The organism is Cellvibrio polysaccharolyticus, assembly GCF_015182315.1.
Classification (GTDB): domain Bacteria; phylum Pseudomonadota; class Gammaproteobacteria; order Pseudomonadales; family Cellvibrionaceae; genus Cellvibrio; species Cellvibrio polysaccharolyticus.
The window spans coordinates 656,397-672,297 of sequence record NZ_PRDL01000001.1; the positions used below are offsets into that span (position 1 = coordinate 656,397).

Annotated in this window: 12 protein-coding genes; 7 read left to right on the plus strand and 5 right to left on the minus strand. The window is 51.6% G+C overall.

Going from position 1 to position 15,901, the window contains the following annotated elements:
* Nucleotides 1–47 precede the first annotated feature (47 nt).
* A complete protein-coding gene (locus C4F51_RS02995; RefSeq protein ID WP_193907023.1) occupies nt 48–1,049 on the minus strand; it encodes a LacI family DNA-binding transcriptional regulator in 1,002 nt (333 codons plus the stop codon).
* A gap of 401 nt (nt 1,050–1,450) precedes the next feature.
* Between C4F51_RS02995 and C4F51_RS03000 the strand changes: the two genes are divergently transcribed.
* The 5 genes from C4F51_RS03000 to C4F51_RS03020 all read left to right on the plus strand — a co-directional run bounded on the left by C4F51_RS03000 (nt 1,451) and on the right by C4F51_RS03020 (nt 8,855).
* Complete coding sequence (locus C4F51_RS03000; RefSeq protein WP_193907024.1) at nt 1,451–3,313, plus strand: sodium:solute symporter family protein; 1,863 nt, start codon at nt 1,451–1,453, stop codon at nt 3,311–3,313.
* Between the two features lie 171 nt (nt 3,314–3,484).
* On the plus strand, nt 3,485–4,663 hold the full coding sequence (gene mgp130, locus C4F51_RS03005; protein WP_193907025.1) for a 4-O-beta-d-mannosyl-d-glucose phosphorylase Mgp130: 1,179 nt from the start codon (nt 3,485–3,487) through the stop codon (nt 4,661–4,663).
* An 11-nt stretch (nt 4,664–4,674) separates the two neighbouring features.
* Nucleotides 4,675–5,880, plus strand: a complete 1,206-nt coding sequence (gene epiA, locus C4F51_RS03010; protein ID WP_407926917.1) for a cellobiose 2-epimerase EpiA — start codon at nt 4,675–4,677, stop codon at nt 5,878–5,880.
* A 226-nt stretch (nt 5,881–6,106) separates the two neighbouring features.
* Nucleotides 6,107–7,483, plus strand: a complete 1,377-nt coding sequence (locus C4F51_RS03015) for a glycoside hydrolase 5 family protein (RefSeq protein ID WP_235992264.1) — start codon at nt 6,107–6,109, stop codon at nt 7,481–7,483.
* A 118-nt stretch (nt 7,484–7,601) separates the two neighbouring features.
* The gene (locus C4F51_RS03020) at nt 7,602–8,855 is read left to right on the plus strand and encodes a glycoside hydrolase family 27 protein (protein ID WP_193907028.1); all 1,254 of its coding nucleotides are present in this window, start codon (nt 7,602–7,604) and stop codon (nt 8,853–8,855) included.
* A gap of 57 nt (nt 8,856–8,912) precedes the next feature.
* Here C4F51_RS03020 and C4F51_RS03025 read toward each other — a convergent pair whose 3' ends face one another.
* Genes C4F51_RS03025 through C4F51_RS03040 form a run of 4 tightly spaced genes read right to left on the minus strand, consistent with a single transcriptional unit; the run spans nt 8,913 to nt 11,549 of the window.
* Nucleotides 8,913–10,247: a sensor histidine kinase gene (locus C4F51_RS03025; protein WP_193907030.1), complete on the minus strand. Its 1,335-nt coding sequence runs from the start codon at nt 10,245–10,247 to the stop codon at nt 8,913–8,915.
* A gap of 3 nt (nt 10,248–10,250) precedes the next feature.
* Nucleotides 10,251–10,913 (minus strand): response regulator transcription factor, encoded by a 663-nt coding sequence (locus tag C4F51_RS03030; RefSeq protein WP_193907032.1) that lies wholly within the window; start codon nt 10,911–10,913, stop codon nt 10,251–10,253.
* Nucleotides 10,913–11,224, minus strand: a complete 312-nt coding sequence (locus C4F51_RS03035) for a PepSY domain-containing protein (RefSeq protein WP_193907033.1) — start codon at nt 11,222–11,224, stop codon at nt 10,913–10,915. Before C4F51_RS03035 ends, C4F51_RS03030 begins: the two co-directional genes overlap by 1 nt.
* A 13-nt stretch (nt 11,225–11,237) precedes the next feature.
* The gene (locus C4F51_RS03040; protein WP_193907035.1) at nt 11,238–11,549 is read right to left on the minus strand and encodes a PepSY domain-containing protein; all 312 of its coding nucleotides are present in this window, start codon (nt 11,547–11,549) and stop codon (nt 11,238–11,240) included.
* Between the two features lie 407 nt (nt 11,550–11,956).
* Here C4F51_RS03040 and C4F51_RS03045 point away from each other — a divergent pair, with 407 nt between their 5' ends.
* Together C4F51_RS03045 and C4F51_RS03050 are read left to right on the plus strand one after the other, a co-directional pair.
* Nucleotides 11,957–14,254, plus strand: a complete 2,298-nt coding sequence (locus C4F51_RS03045) for a TonB-dependent receptor (RefSeq protein WP_328701298.1) — start codon at nt 11,957–11,959, stop codon at nt 14,252–14,254.
* A 120-nt stretch (nt 14,255–14,374) separates the two neighbouring features.
* Nucleotides 14,375–15,688, plus strand: a complete 1,314-nt coding sequence (locus C4F51_RS03050; RefSeq protein WP_193907037.1) for a hypothetical protein — start codon at nt 14,375–14,377, stop codon at nt 15,686–15,688.
* The last annotated feature ends 213 nt before the right edge of the window (nt 15,689–15,901 follow it).

Consider the following 15,901-nt stretch of genomic DNA (forward strand, 5'->3'; position numbering starts at 1 on the left):
CCGCAATTGCGGGCGTTTTTGTTGGTGTACTGACAACTTGAATAAAGTTACTTCTGATAAGGCGCCGGGCCGGTGCTTTTGCGGATAATAAACTCGGTAGGCAGTACGCACTCGGTCTGGCTCAAGGGCTCGCCCTCAATAATCCGTAACAACATATCCATCGCCATCTTGCCCATCTCCTCCGCCGGCTGGGAAATAGTCGTCAGACTCGGGTCGCAATACTTGGCGTAGGCAATATCGTCGAAACCGGTAACAGACATATCTTCCGGAACGCGAATCCCCTGGGACTTCAGCGTTTGCATCGCGCCAATCGCCATCTCATCGTTCATCGAAAAAATTGCCGTAGGGCGATTCTTCATATTGCAGAACTGAAACGCGCTATTAAGGCCAGACCACATGGTGAAGTCACCCTCGGCAATCAGGTCTTTGTCATAAGCAATACCGGCGCTGGCCAGTGCTTCTTTGTAACCTTCCAGCCGATCAATGGTGTGCGGGTTGTCTTTCAGGCCGGAAATCACGCCGATGCGGCGATGTCCCAACGAAATCAGATAATCCACCATGGTGCGGGCGGCAGCGCGGTTATCAATACGGATAGAGGGGCCGGTGGTCAGCTCGCAACCACAGGCATTGACGCAGGCAATGCCTGCCGGAATGGTGTTCTGGCTTTTTTCCGAGCTGGGACGCAGCTGAATAATGCCGTCTGCCAGGCGGGTTTCTACCCGGCGAATATACTCCTGCTCGCGCTCCGAGGTGCCCCGGGTATCGCCCAATAACACGGCGTAACCTTTTTGCTGGGCGCGGTCTTCCAGAGCACGAATAAACAAGGAATAGAACGGGTTGGCGATGTCCGGTACCAGCACAACAACGGCGTAGGAGCGGGTAGAGCGGAAATTTCGCGCCAGCATATTCGGGCGATAACCCACCTGTGCGATAGCGTCCTGCACTTTGCTGAGGCTTTCTTCAGAAACTTTTTCGGGGGCGCTCAGGGCACGGGAGACGGTGGCAACGGATACTCCGGCCAGCCGCGCAACATCTCGAATGTTGGACATAGGGTTACTCTGAATAACAGCTGCGTAGTAAACCCCTGGGATCGTCGGGTGGGCCGCAATGGCTATATCTGATGTCGAGTCAGCAGGGCCGATGGTGCGGCAGGGTGCCCGAGGGTAAAGCGATCACAGGAAACCAGGTATTCATCGGCGTATTTATAACGTTAATTTCGCCGTAGGGGGCAAAATCTACTACATGCGGCTATTTCTGACTAGCAAAAAAAGTTGTAACCGATTACATTATGCCGCCAGTCCAAATCCGGATGGTAGCCGCGTGGATGTTTGATGGCCGGGGATAGCCAATCACAAAAGTCGTATCAGCGCGGGAAATACATGGGTTCAGGCCTGCAGGCCTATCACTTAATAGCCCGTTCTATCTAATAACCGAGAATGTGAAGCTTTCCATGCAACTTTCGATCATCGATATTCTTATCGTTCTTGCCTATGTTGTGGGCACTCTGGGGCTGGGTTTTTGGGTTTCCAAAAAAGCCTCTAAAAATATGCGCAGCTACTTTCTGGGCGGTAATACCCTGTCCTGGCGCATGCTGGGCTTGTCCAACGCCTCCGGCATGTTCGACATCAGCGGTACCATGTGGCTGGTGTATCTGCTGTTTGTGTACGGGTTGAGCAGTATTTATATCCCCTGGCTGTGGCCGGTATTCAACCAGATTTTCATGATGGTATTCCTCTCTGCCTGGTTGCGCCGTTCCGGCGTGCTTACCGGTGCCGAGTTTATTACCTTCCGTTTTGGTAACAGTACCGGTGCCAAACTCTCCCACCTGGTGGTCGTGGTATTTGCCCTGATTAACGTGGTGGCATTTATCGCTTACGGCTTTATTGGTATCGGTAAATTTGCGGCGGTTTTCCTGCCCTGGCAGTTCTCTGCCGACCCCTACTGGAACGATGTTGCCTACGCGCTCATCATCACTGCCATCACCACCTTGTATGTGGTGAAGGGCGGCATGATGTCGGTGGTGTTTACCGAGGTATTCCAGTTTGTGGTGATGACGCTGGCTTCGATTGCGGTGGGCGTCATCGCCATGCAACAGGTATCGCCAGAGTTGCTGGCTCGCATCCTGCCTGATGGCTGGACCAGCGTTGCCATCAATTGGCAGCTGAATATTGATTGGGCAGAGCGCCTGCCTGCCGCCAACGAAAAAATTCTGCAAGATGGTTACAACATGTTCACCATCTTCTTCATGCTGGTGTTACTGAAAGGCGTACTGGTGTCGCTGGCTGGCCCGGCGCCCAACTACGACATGCAGCGTGTGCTTTCCACCAAGTCGCCGTCTGAAGCGTCGAAAATGAGCTGGTTTGTGAACGTGGTGTTGTTTATTCCGCGTTACATGATGATTGCTGGTTTAACCATTCTGGCGATCGCTTTCTTTACCGATGAATTGCGTGCGATGGGCCCGGCGGTAGACTTTGAACAAGTACTGCCGATGGCATTGAAGGAATTTATTCCGGTGGGGTTGAAAGGTTTGCTGATCGCCGGTTTGCTGGCAGCTTTTATGGGTACCTTTGCCGCTACCGTGAATGCGGCGCCCGCCTATGTGGTTAACGATATTTACAAGCGCTATATCAACCCCAATGCCGAACCGAAAAAATATGTACAACTGAGCTATTTGTTCTCGGTTATTTTTGTGATTCTCGGTGTGCTGGTTGGCTTGTTCATCCCCTCACTCAACAACGCTATCCAATGGATTGTGGCCGCCCTTTATGGTGGTTACACCGCCTCCAACATGTTGAAGTGGTTGTGGTGGCGTTTTAATGGCATGGGATATTTCTGGGGCATGGTAGTTGGTATTGTCCTGGCGATCGCCTTGGCGTTTACCGATTACAACCCGCTGTACTCGTTCCCGTTCCTGTTCCTCGCTTGCTTTACTACCTGCGTGACCGTGTCCCTGCTGACCAAAGCCGACGATATGGAAGTGCTGAAAGCGTTTTACATTAAGGTTCGTCCGTGGGGATGGTGGGCGCCGGTGCGCGAAGCCGCACAGCAGCAGTACCCGCAAGTACAAAAGAACCCGCATTTTGCCCGCGATATGTTTAACGTGGCGGTAGGTATTGTGTGGCAGACCAGCATGGTCGCTATCCCGATTTTCCTGGTGATCAAACACTGGCAGGAAATGTTTGTGGGTATTGCGGTGCTGGCGGTTACCAGCCTGCTGTTATGGAAATTCTGGTGGAAAAATCTTGAAGATTACCAGGCCGATACACCCAGTGAGTTTTTACCGAAGCCGATAAGCGCCGCGGAAAAATCCTGAGCAAAGCGGGCACCCTGACCGGTGCCCCAATACCGCCGTGGTGCGGTATTTTTTTAGCGTGATGTGTAACCGATTGCACCAGCGGCGGTTATACAGATAAGAGAAACAAGCTGCGTACACATGCCTTTAAGTGGTGCATAGGTTTCGCGAATATGACAAACAGAGGACTTTATGAGCTCTTTTAACGATAAGGTGAAGGCACTGCTGGCTGATCACGAAACACTGATCACCAAAGCCAATACACCACAAACCATCGGCAATGGTATTTACACAGTTTACGAAAACCCCATCCTGACCGCAGCGCATGCTCCTATTTTCTGGCGCTATGACCTGAATGAAAAAACCAATCCGTTTTTGCAGGAGCGTCTGGGTGTTAATGCGGCATTCAACTCCGGCGCCCTCTACTGGCAGGGTAAATACCTGCTGGCAGTACGCGTTGAAGGTGTCGATCGCAAATCCTTCTTCGCCATCGCAGAAAGTGCCAACGGTATTGATAACTTCCGCTTCTGGGATTTCCCGATCACCCTGCCGGAAACCGAACGTCCGGACACCAACGTGTACGACATGCGTTTAACCGCGCACGAAGATGGTTACATCTACGGTTTGTTCTGCACCGAGCGTAAAGACGAAACCTCCACGGATATTTCTGCGGCAGAAGCCCAGTGCGGTATTGCCCGCACCAAAGATCTGATCACCTGGGAGCGCTTGCCGGATTTGATTACTCACTCCGGTCAACAGCGTAACGTGGTATTGCACCCGGAATTTATTGACGGCAAATACGGTTTGTTCACTCGTCCGCAAGATGGCTTCATCAGCGTTGGTGCTGGTGGTGGTATTGGCTGGGGTCTGGTCGATGACATGACCAACGCCGAAGTGAAATCCGAAGTGATTGTTGATGGCAAGGTTTACCACACCATCAAAGAAGTGAAAAATGGTCAGGGCCCGGCGCCTATCAAAACTGAAAAAGGCTGGCTGAACCTGGCGCACGGTGTGCGTAATACCGCCGCCGGTTTGCGTTATGTGTTGTACATGTTCATGACCGAGCTGGAGCGTCCGTGGGTTGTTTCACACCGCCCGGGTGGTCACTTCATTGCACCGCACGGTGCCGAGCGTGTCGGTGACGTTTCCAACGTAGCTTTCTCCAACGGCTGGATTGTTAACGAGAAAAACGAAGTGTTTGTTTATTACGCTTCTTCCGATACCCGTATGCATGTAGCCACCTCTACCGTTGATCAATTGGTAGATTACTGCATCAATACACCGGAAGACGGTTTGCGTTCTGCTGCATCGGTTGAAACCCGTAACAAGTTGATTGCTGCCAACCTCGACGTTCTGAAAAATCTCGCGTAAGGGTGATGACTGTGACCAATTTTTCTCTCGAAAAATTTTCCCGGGAGTGCGACCAGGAATTGGTCGCCATCGCTGACTGGTGGGTTGCCAATTCCCAGGATCTGCTGAATGGCGGGTTCTGGGGTGAAGTGGGCGAAGACAATGTGCCGGTACCGGAAGCCACCAAAGGCATCGTACTGAATACCCGTATTCTGTGGTTCTTCAGTGAAGTTGCCCGTGTAGTTCCGAACCCCTTGTATCGTCAGCTGGCGGATCGCTCTTATCAGTACCTGACCGATTATTTTTTCGACAAGGAACACGGCGGTGTTTTTTGGGAGCTGGATGCCAAAGGCAGACCGCTGAATACCAAAAAGCAGGTGTACGCCCAGGCGTTTGCCATCTATGCGCTGGTGGCTTATTACCAACTCACCGATAACTCGGCGGCCTTGCAACAAGCGCTGTCCTGTTTCGAGTTGCTGGAGCGCAATACCATTGATCGCGAGCGCGAAGGTTATTTTGAAGCCTTCACCCGCGAGTGGGGCAAAATTGAAGACGTTCGCCTGAGCGATAAAGATCTCAACTACCCCAAAAGCATGAATACCCATTTGCACGTACTGGAAGCCTACACCTCGTTAAACAAGGTGCATCCGGTCGCCGCGGTATCAGCAGCCTTGCGTTACAACATTCACTGTTTTGATAAATACATTATCAACCGTGAAAATTACCACATGCGTATGTTCCTCGATGTGGACTGGAAAGATTTCTCTCCGGCCTTCACCTACGGGCACGATATTGAGACCGCATGGTTATTGGTAAAAGCGCTGGATTCATTGAATGACAAGGCGGTAACAGAACGTTTATTACCGGATGTGATTCGCATTGCCGAAACCTGTCTGGATGAAGCTATCGGCGAGCATGGCCAGGTTATTGATGCCTATGATTTTGCCACGGCCCAACAACTGCCCGAAATTATCTGGTGGGTGCAGGCTGAAGCCATGGTCGGGTTTTTGAAAACCGCACAGCTGTCGGGTGATCAACGTTTCACCGAAGCCGCGCTGAAGGTTTGGGAGTTTATTAAAAAATACCAGATCGATCATGAGCAAGGCGAATGGCTGTGGGCTTCACGGCTGGATGATTTGCACGGTGAGCGTCATTACAAAATGGGCTTCTGGAAAGGACCCTACCATAATGGCCGAGCCATGATGGAAGTGAAAGCGATCCTGCAAAAAATGCAGTAGTACCCTATTTAAAACCCCACCGCTGGATGCTGGCGATGGGGTTTTAATGTTGTTCGTACCATACATAAAATAACATCGGATTCTACGCAGTTTGTGAATCAATCAAGGCGGGATGCGATTCCTGTCTCATAAGTCCGGTTGTGTTATAAAGAGCCCCGACCACCCGGTCAGCAGATTTTTTTAACCTACTGATGCCTGCGAGTATCACCAAATAAGTGAGAAAACTATGAAACCAACCTTCGGATTGCCCTGGATTATGGCGGCGCTTTTGCTCGCCCTGGGCGGTTGTGGAAAATCTTCTGCGCCCGCTACTGCACCGGAAGAAAAACCTGCTGACGTTGTTCAGGTCGCTGAAGCAGTCAACGAATTTGTAACCGTTGATGGCAGAACCTTTTCCCGTCAGGGTAAAACCTATTATGTCGTCGGAACCAATATGTGGTTCGGCGGTTACCTTGGCTCTGAAGGCGCGGTAGGTGATCGCGAGCGTTTGATTCGTGAACTGGATTTATTGCAGCGCACCGGCATTAATAATTTGCGGGTACTGGCCGCATCGGAACAAAGTGAATTGATGCGCGCTGTGCGCCCGGCCATTGTGACCGCGCCCGGCGAGTACAGTGAAGAGTTATGGGCAGGTCTGGATTTCCTGCTCGACGAAATGGCAAAACGTGATATGACCGCCGTTTTGTATTTCAACAACTTCTGGCAGTGGTCAGGCGGTATGTCGCAGTACGTATCCTGGTTTGAAGGCACGCCGGTATTTGATCCGGACGTAACCAACGAGTGGAATGCGTTCATGCAGAACTCTGCAAAATTCTACCGTATGGAAGAAGCGCAAACCTTGTACCGCGATATCATCAAACGTGTAGTAACGCGTAAGAACACCATCAATGGCAAGTTGTACAACGAAGACCCGACCATTATGTCCTGGCAGTTGGCCAATGAGCCGCGCCCGGGTAGCGATGAAGATGGCCGTATCAACTTCCCGGCTTTTAAAGAGTGGGTTCACGAAACGTCAAAATACATTCGCGAGCTGGCACCGAAGCAATTGATCAGCACCGGTAACGAAGGCTCCATGGGCACCATCCGCGACATGGCTTTGTTTATTGAATCGCATCAAAGCGAGTATGTGGATTACCTGACTTTCCATATGTGGTTGAAAAACTGGGGCTGGTTCGATGCAACCAAACCGGAAGAAACCTATGAGTCGGCACTGCAACAGGCGAAAAAATACATCAATGAACACGTTGATGTTGCCAACCAGATGAACAAGCCGATTGTACTGGAAGAGTTTGGTGCAGAGCGTGATGGCGGTTCTTTTGAGGTGAGCGCTACCACCGTGTACCGCGATCGTTTTTACGAAGAATTTTTTGATTTGATTCATTCGCATTCTGCATCAGGTGATGCGTTGGCCGGTTCCAACTTCTGGGCGTGGGGCGGTTTTGGTCGCACCCAAAATGCTGACTTTATGTGGCAGGAAGGCGATGACTTTGTGGGTGACCCACCACAGGAACCACAAGGTTTGAATGCGGTATTCGATACCGATGCGTCAACCCTGGATGTGATTAAAAAGCACGCTGACAAAATGTCGCAGCTGGTTAAGTAAGTCCTGTGTAAAAAACCGTAACTTTTGTTGCGGTTTTTTTTCAGAAAAAATAATTTATCAGATTATTCATATATTTAAACCACAATAACTAACCACTAACGATCGAGGACATCTGATTATGCGTTTCGCATTCATTAAAACTGCACTGGGTGTTGCAGCTGTTGGCGGCATACTTGCCGCAGCAACGCCAGCATTGGCTCAATTTAAAACCGTTTCGGAAATGCCACCGAAAAAAGAATTGTCATTAACCCCGGCGCTCGGCTGGAACAGCTGGAACACCTTTGGTTGTGATGTTAGCGACAGTCTTATCCGTGAAATGGCCGATGCGATGGTTTCTTCCGGTATGAAAGATGCCGGTTATGAATACGTTAATATCGACGATTGCTGGCACGGCGGTCGTGATGAGCAGGGCAATATTCAGGTTGACCCGCAAAAATTTCCGCATGGCATGAAAGCGCTGGCGGACTATGTTCACTCCAAAGGCTTGAAAATCGGCATTTACTCCGATGCCGGTAATAAAACCTGCGCCGGTTATCCGGGCAGCCGCGGTTATGAATATCAGGATGCGTTGCAGTATCAGGCGTGGGGTATTGATTACCTGAAATACGACTGGTGTAACACCGAAAACTTAAATCCGATTGGTGCTTACACCACCATGGGCGAGGCGCTGGCGCAATTGGATCGTCCAATTCTGTTCAGTTTGTGTGAGTGGGGCGACAACCAGCCGTGGGAATGGGGAAAGGAGATTGGTCACTCCTGGCGCACCACTGGCGACATTTATAACTGTTGGGATTGCGAGCACAACCACGGTTCCTGGTCGTCACTGGGTGTGTTGCCGATTCTCGACAAACAAATGAAGCTGCGTAAATATGCCGGTCCAGGTCATTGGAACGATATGGATATGATGGAAATTGGTAACGGTATGACCGAAGCCCAGGACCGTTCGCATTTCACCTTGTGGGCCGTGCTGAATTCACCGCTGATTGCCGGTAACGATTTGCGCACCATGTCCAAAACGACCCGTGACATTCTGACCAACCGTGAAATTATTGCGGTCAACCAGGACAAGCTGGGCATTCAGGCAATGCGCATGCTGGCCACCGAACGCTTGAACGTATTCGCCAAGCCGCTGGAAAATGGTGAGTGGGCGTTTGTGTTCCTCAACCGTAGTCACAGCACGCTGGATCTGAATCACGATTGGGAATATTACCCGCTGAAAGACGACGAGTTTGGCAAGCGTATCGACTTTGATCAGGAAAAGTTTACCTGGCGCGATCTGTGGAAAGGTAACAAAGGCGATACTCTGAACCCGTTGAAGGTGAAAATTCCACCGCACGATGTTGTAGTACTGCGTTTGACCCCGAAAGCATAATGTTTTGTTGAGAACGAAAAATCCGGTGTGCTGACGCACGCCGGATTTTTTTTGCTTTTAATGGGATAGCAAGTGCCGGTTAATCGGCAGCGCAATTTCTACCCGCAATCCGCCCAACGGGCTTTCATCCAGTGACAGTGTGCCCTGGCAACCTTCAATCAGCTTGCGCACAATATCCAGCCCCAAACCGTGACCATCGGTATTCTCGTCCAGCCGTGTGCCGCGTTGCAGAACCTGTGATCGGCTTTCGCTATCAATGCCCGGCCCGTCGTCATCCAGCTGAACATAAAAAACGCCGTCCCGTTTGCGGATATCCAGCGCTACGGTTGAGTTGGCCCATTTACAGGCGTTGTCGAGAATATTGCCCAGCAGTTCCAGCATATCTTCCCTGTCCCAGGGTAAACGCAAATGGGCATCGGTTGCCCAGCGCATGGTCAGGGTGTTGTTATGAATCAAGGCCAGCGTAGAAAAAAGATCCGGTAATTCTTTTTCACAATCGAATTGCGCGCCCGGCAGGGCGGTGCCTGAAAAGCGTGCCCGGCTTAATTCCTGCTGCACCCGCTGTTGAATGGCATTGGCTTGGGCTGTCAGTTTTTCTGCCAGTTGCGGATGGGCTTGTATTTCCGGGCGGTGTAACAAACTGAAGATAACGGCCAGGGGCGTTTTCAAGGCGTGGCTGAGGTTGCCGATGGCGTGGCGCGAGCGCTCGAGGGTTTTTTCGGTGTGGTGCAGGAGATTATTAATTTGCGTCGCCAGCGGTAATAATTCTTCCGGCACATCGGTGTCCAGCGTGCTGCGTTCGCCTGCATGGAGCTGGGCAATTTGTTGCCGGATTTTTTCAAGCGGGGAGAGCGCCTTGCGGACTATCCAGCGCTGGATGAGCAAAATAATAATTAACGCCAGCACACCGAAGGCGGCGGCAATAATTTTTACTTTATTGAAATGCTGCAAAATCGGCGTGTAATCGCGGGCGACGGTAATGGTAATGGGTTTGCGAAATTTTTCGTAATGGCCAATAAAAATCAGCAGCTCCTGGGCTTGCGGGCCTCCATGCAAGGTGGCGAGCAAACCGCTGTTGGTGGTCGTTGCCGGTAGGGTGCCATCCCAGAGTGATCGCGACCGCCACTGCTGGCCTTCAATATCCATTTGAAAATACTGCCCGGAAAACGGCCGGCGGTAATGGATGGGTTGACGGTTGATATCCGGTTCTATGTTCTCACCGTTGCGGGTCAGCGTGGTCAGCAGCAAGGTTGCCTCCTGCTGCAAGGTCGCTTCAAAATAGCGACGCAGGCCGTTATCAACCAGCCATAAAGCAGTTTGTACTAAAAGAATACCGGCAATCAGCAGGCTGGTGACGAGGCCAAGGTTCAGCCGTTGCTGAATGGATTTCATAATTTATTCGCCGGTAAAAATATACCCCTGGCCGCGACGCGTTTCGATAATGCTTTTTCCCAATTTGCGACGCAGATGATTGATGTGTACTTCCAGAACATTCGAGTCCCTCTCGGTTTCTGCATCGTAAAGATGTTCCATTAATTGGCTTTTGGACAGCAGCTTGCCAGGTTGCAACATAAAGCAGCGCAACAAACTGAATTCGGCGGCGGTGAGCGACCAGCTTTGGTTGTCCCGTGTTGCCGTTTGGTCATTCTCTTGCAGGGTTAATTGACCCACAGACAGTGCCGGTTGATTGCTGCTGCCGTGCGCGCGGCGTAATAGCGCCTGAATACGCAGGTTCAATTCTTCCGGGTGAAAAGGTTTGGTCAGGTAATCGTCGGCGCCGGCTTTCAGACCATCAATACGTTCTGACCAGTGATCGCGGGCGGTAAGAATTAGCACCGGTGTGCCCAGTTTTTGTTTTCGCCAATCGTGCAAAATTTCCAGCCCGTTTTTTCCGGGCAGGCCAAGGTCGAGAATAATGATGTCGTAATTGCCATGCAGGCCTTCATGAAGAACATCCCGACCATCAGCCCGCCAGTCGGTGGCGTAGCCCAGTCGGGAAAAGTTATCGATCAGTTCTTCGGCCAGCAGTACATTATCTTCTGCCAGTAACACGCGCATTAATCGTCTTCCTCGTCCTTTAATATGCGCCCGCTGTGCGCATCAATTTCTATATCGCGCACGACTCCCTGCGGTGTCAGCAATTCAATCTCGTAAATGTACTCCCCGTCATCTTCTTCCAGTTCGGCTTCCAGTAAACGTGAACCGGGATAACGGGTCTGGGCAATTTCCAGCAATTTTTCCAGCGGCATAATGGCACCTTGCTGACGAAGGCGCAGCGCTTCGTCCTGATTCAGGTCGCGCGCTGCCATCGGCAGGCTGCCGGTCAGCAAGGTGGTAACTATTAATACGCTGATAAAAGGGTTTTTCATGGCAAGGGCCGGATTAATCGTCCTGTCTGTTTTTCAGGATGGCGCCAGTTGCCGCATCCAGTTCCAGATCCCACTCTACACCCTGTTGATCGCGCAGTTCCAGTTGATAAATGTACTGGCCGCGTTCATGTTCCAGTTCGCTGTCGTGAATGGTCGCGCCCGGATGTTGCTCAAGCGCAATGGCATTCAATTTTTGCAGTGACTGGATGGTGCCGTTTTCTTGCAGGGTTTGAATCTGGTCAAGCGGCACATTGTCGTCGGCCATTGCAAAAGGAGCTGCAGACAAAACCAGCGCGGTAACCAAAGCAGTAGTAAATTTTTTCATAGTCGTTCTCCGAAAAATGTAAGTGTTGGTGAAGCTTTCATTAACCACTCTAGCCTGGCAGTCTTAATTCAACCTTAATTTTCATTTTCCGCTGGCGGTTGTTAAAACCGGTTGGCTTTTCATGCTGTGAAGTTGCGCAGGCAATCACAATTTTCCGGCCATAGCGGCAGGCAAAGTGGGCAACAAGGTGGCTTGGATGGCGTTATCAGGCAACGCTTCAGGAATCGTGCGGCCGGTATATAAAAGGAATATCAAAGGAATCTGGCGGGATAGTCTTTTCCTTTGCTGGCGTAATGTTATATTATAACTAAATCGGATTTTAGTTGATTGAAGCCTGGTGCTTCTGGCCGGCTCAATCCCGTTTGCCGGGTTGAGCGGATGGTGTTTATTGGATTTGAGGAGGTTGTGTGAAGAAAACCCTGTTTGCAGTGACACTGGCGATGGTGTCTCAGGTGATTATGGCGGCTGAGGTTGGCGGTCTGGTGAAAGATGATCAGGGGCGTGCCGTCACCGGCGCGGTGATTGATATTGTTGGCTCCAACACCAGCGTTCGTGCCGATGGGCAAGGACGTTTCACCGTCAACAACCCCACCGGGAGGGCGCTGGAACTCCATGTCCGGGCGCCAGGCCATATGCACCGGGTGTTTCATATAGATGACCAGCGCAGCGATTTGCAGTTGGTGTTAACGCCGACGGTGGTGGAAGTGATCAACGTGGTCGGTTTGCCCTGGCACGCCTCCAACGTGGAATCTGCCCAGCCGGTCAGTGTCCTGGGCGATGAAGAACTGCGCCGCCGTCAGTCTTCCACGCTGGGCGATACCTTGCAGCATCAGGTGGGTGTGCACTCCAATTATTACGGCCCGGTGGCCAGCAGCCCGATCATTCGTGGCCTTGATGGCCCGCGTGTGCTGATTACGCAAAACGGTCTGGACGCGGGCGATGCCTCCCGCGTCGGGCCTGACCATGCGGTGGCTACCGAAGCCTCGACCGCGCGGCAGATCGAAATTTTACGCGGCCCTTCCACGCTGTTTTATGGCAGCGGCGCCATTGGCGGCGTGGTTAATATCGTCGATGACCGGGTGCCGCAATCCAATGAAACCGAGGGCGAATGGCGTGTTGAACACAACTCGGTAGCGGACGATAAACTGGTTTCCGGCAGCATCACCACCGGTACCGGCAATGTAGCCGTGCATGCAGACGGTTTCTGGCGCGATGCCAACGATTACAAAATTCCCGGCCCGGCCGCTGCTGGTGAAGCCGGTGGCAGCACGCGCTTGCCAAGCTCTGCTAATGACTCCCAGGGATTCAACCTCGGCGGCAGTTATTTGCTGGATAACGGCTTTGTCGGTTTATCGGTGGGCCGGTTGGAGCGCACTTACGGTATTCCGGGCCACTCGCACGGTATTGAAGATGTGCCGGTTCACGCCGAGCTGGAACAGGATCGTATTCAATTCATCAGCGAGCTGGCTCTCGACCATGCAATTATCAGCGGTATCAATACCCGTTTTGGCTACACCAACTATCGCCACGATGAAATAGAAGAAGATCAGATTGCCACCACCTTCACCAACGAAAGTTATGAAGGCCGCGTGGATATTTTTCATCACCCGCTGGCGGATTGGCGCGGGGCGTTAACGGTCCATTACAAGCGCAGCGATTTTTCTGCTACCGGTATGGAAGCCTTTACGCCGCCAAGCCTGACAGAAACCTGGGCGCTGGCATTAATCGAAGAGCGTCATTTTGGCCCGGTGTTATTGCAGCTGGGTGCGCGTATTGAACAAACCGATATCACCGCCGATAACTTTGTGGCCAACCTGTCGCGCTACGATGACAGTTTGTTGTCTGTGTATTCCGTTGATCACAGCTCCAATCCGTTCAGTGTGTCGGGCGGTGTGGTGTGGGACTTTACGCAGGGCTATAACCTGGGCGTTTCATTTACGCACGCCCAACGCACACCGTCTGCTGCAGAATTACTGTCGTACGGCCCGCACATTGGTTCCGGTTTATTTGAAAGCGGCGCCTTGCTGGACATCAAGCCGACTGCCGATGGCGGTTACGAAGTCGATTTGCACCGGGGTGATGTCAAACTGGAAAAATCCAGCAACCTGGATATTTCGCTGCGTAAATTCGATGGCAAATTCGGTTTTATTACCAATATTTTCTACAACCGGATCGACAATTATTACTACCTGAACGATACCGGCTTTAATGAATCCATCGCTCATGAGCACGGTGATCATTATCACTACATGGATTTGCCGCTCTACGCTTATCAGGCGCAGGACGCAGATTTGTATGGCTTTGAAGGCGAGTTTATCTGGCAGGCTACCGATGCGCTAAAACTCACCGTGATGACCGACTACATCCGCGCGCAATTGCGTGATGGTGGCGACTTGCCGCGCATTCCACCGCTGCGTATTGGTGGTCGTGTGCAATATGAAATTGCCGACTTTGATATTGAGTTAAGTGCATCGCGCTATTTAAGACAGGACCGCGTGGCCGCGCTGGAAGATGAAACTTCGGGTTACACCCTGGTGGATCTGCAAGTGAACTACGACATCAACCGCTGGTTGCCCGGCACCTCTATTTATTTGAAAGGACAAAACCTTACCGACGAATATGCCCGCGTACATGCGTCTTTCCTGAAAGACAAAGCGCCATTGCCAGCTCGTTCTGTTGCGGTGGGCATTAGCGGTAAATTCTAAACACCGGGTTGGTTTCAGCGTTGCTCATTAACTCGCGGCTGCCCGTTAAACATAACGCAGCAGCCGTAACAATAATTTCAACAATCAAAAAAATTGCTTTAAACATACAAGAGGTAAAACATGGAATATTTATCAAAGGTTCGTGCGGGAAAATATCTACTCCCCGTTGTACTTGCCGGTTTACTCAGTGCCTGTGGCGGCAGCGACACCAAAATTGTTGAGAAAGATCCTATCCCCAATCCTACCCCGACGCCAACACCGGTAGAAGACGGTGAAAGCGGCCAGCGCTTGCTGATTACCAAACCGGGCCATCATGATCATGTGCTGGTTTACGATTTGGAAAGCCGCGAAGAAATCGCCAACCTGCACGTTGACGGCACCATCAGCGGTCTGCACGCCAGCCCGTCTTATCGCTACGCAGTTGCCGTGCAAGGCGTTGCCGGTACGGTGAACTTTATTGACAGCGGTGTAGAGTGGGAAGACCACGGCGATCACGGTCATCTGCATTTGTCCGAGCCTAAAGTATTGGATCTGGCGTTGTCCGGAACCAAACCGGCGCACGTCACCAAACACGGCGACCAGACCGTTATTTTCTTTGACGGTGTAGACGGTGCCCCGGCAGAAGTTCGTATCCTGACCGAAAGCGGTTTGGCAGACGGCAGCGTGTTGGCAAGCTACGTGGACGATACCTATCAACACGGCGCAGCACAGGCGTGGGGTGATTATCTGGTAACGACCGTGCGTGATGTCACTGTTGCATCACCGGGTGCGGTAAAAGCGCTTGAGCGTCATGGCGATCATTTCCATGATCTGCAACGTTTTGATGAGCCGCAATATGCATGTCCGCGTTTGCACGGCAGTGCGCAAAATATCGGTTATATCGCGTTCGGTTGTGGTGATGGGGTATTGCTTCTTGAGCCGCATGGCGATCATTTCCATGCGCACAAAGTAGCCAGTGATGTTCGCATCAGCAGTGTGTTCGGTCATCCGGGTAGCGTTGCTTTTGTGGGCGCGGGCCGTAACAGTAATGATGACCCGGTGGCGTTGTTTGTGGTAAATCCGGCTACTGAAACTATCAGTCGTCTTGCTTACACGAAAACGCCGCGTGCTTACAGTTTTGCTGAAGACGGCGATGTGTTTGTGGTGCTGGATACCGAGGGTGGTTTGACTGCCTGGGATACGCATACCTGGCAAGCAAAAGGCGCGCGTTTGCAGGTGACTGCGGCGGCTGAGGCGACCGGTGAAGTATTTCGTTTAACGGCATCTGCGGATGGTGAGAAGTTGTATGTTGCCGATGTGGGCGCGAAGAAAATTCTGGTGGTAAATGTTGACCACTGGCACACCGAAGCCGACGAAACCATTACGCTTGATTTTGCGCCGGGTGCAATCCTGTGGCTGGGTACCGATGAAGAAGACGATGGTCATCATCATTAATTAATGTGATTTTTTGAAATGGATTTTTAGAACAAAGCCCACTGCTATTCGGTGGGCTTTTTTGTGTAAAAATTCCCTGATTCCCTGATTCCCTGATTCCCTGATTCCCTGATTCCCTGATTCCCTGATTCCCTGATTCCCTGATTCCCTGATTCCCTGATTCCCTGATTCCCTGATTCCCTGATTGGTGCTCATCTGTCCGTTTGCCATTAG